This window comes from Bradyrhizobium sp. U531, assembly GCF_051710265.1.
Classification (GTDB): domain Bacteria; phylum Pseudomonadota; class Alphaproteobacteria; order Rhizobiales; family Xanthobacteraceae; genus Bradyrhizobium.
On sequence record NZ_JASVEN010000033.1, the window covers coordinates 1 to 1294 of the forward strand.

The following is a 1294-nucleotide window of genomic DNA, read 5'->3' on the forward strand; positions in this document are numbered from 1 at the left end:
AAGGGTGTGCCCCTTGACCCTAGACTCTACAAATAGAATAATATCCCATTTATACAGAATGGTCAAAGGGGCCCTCTAGGATCATGATCATAGAAATCGAGAAAAACGTGAAAGCATATTTGGCCACTGAAAGGCACAAAAAGAGCAATAGCAATACACAAACAAGAATTCAAATTCTTGTTTGTGTATTGCTCTGCACCTTTCAAGAGTTGTGGATTAATCCCGAATCCGAAGAAGAGTCCTTTGGGAATTGAAAGGAGCTGTTGTTCGAGTGATAGCAGTATTTCCAAGATTGCTAAGATAAGTACTTCTGCTATTTTGAGATTCCAGAGTGCGGAGATTTTTCCACAAAAGACTAGTTTGATTCGTCTGAGCCTTATCAAGAGTGAATGCGGGCCCGTAACCGTGTTTTAGTCTTTTTTTTCTGACTCGAGGATAAGTGTCTTCCAAAATAGTCATCTCTCTTGATACGGAGCCGATTTCCGCAATGATAGTTTGAATGACTCGCTGTTCCTGTTTTATCTCCGAAGCCAAAGACATCGGTATTGATTCGCGGTCCCATCGCATTTTTTTGTAGGTGCTCTCGAGTGTACAGCTTTTATCCAAACTAGCATCGATGAGCTTTCTTTTTGCGCGGATCAGGGCGTATGCCAATGCCCATGCTTCGATAGCAGGATCCAAATCCTCGATCCGGTTAGATTGTCGGATCTGCGCGCGGTGGGCATTCTTATGTCGGATCTCCGCGAGGCGGGCATTGTTACTTTCGGAATATGAAGGAACCATCGCGTTAGTCCGCCTGAGCTCCTTATTTCTTGATTCGAGCTTGTTGAGCTTTTTCCATACCTCAGCATTATAAAACTCGAACGGGACTCCGTGACCCTGTGCTACGTGTTCTCTGACTACTGGATAGGTATGCCGGAAGAGCTCTTTTTTGATTCTTAAGGATTCCAATTCATCAAACAGGGTTTGACGAACCCGTTTTTCCGTGAATATCCCCAAATACAGGGGGAAGAGTTCCGATTGGGGATCCCCTTTCGTTTCCGTATACATAGCCTCGAGCGTACAGCTTTTCTCACAACTATAATGGAGAAGCTGTATTTTTGCGAGGATCAGCTCGTTTGCCCATTCCCATGTCTTCACTTGGATGGAAGTCTCCATTGGATCCGTCGCTTCCTCGAGTCGAGCAGTATCGGATTCTTCCACTGGGTCTGTGTCTCTGATAACACAGGTTGTGGAAGGAGGGCTCGCGCTTGTTTTTACGGAAGAGAAAAAGCCCCACAGTCTCCAACCTCCG

1 protein-coding gene is annotated in these 1294 nt (G+C 45.4%); it reads right to left on the reverse strand.

Going from position 1 to position 1294, the window contains the following annotated elements:
• Window positions 1-216 precede the first annotated feature (216 nt).
• Window positions 217-1294, reverse strand: a 1078-nt coding sequence (locus QRQ56_RS39170) for a hypothetical protein (protein ID WP_438747115.1), incomplete at its 5' end; no start/stop codon positions are given.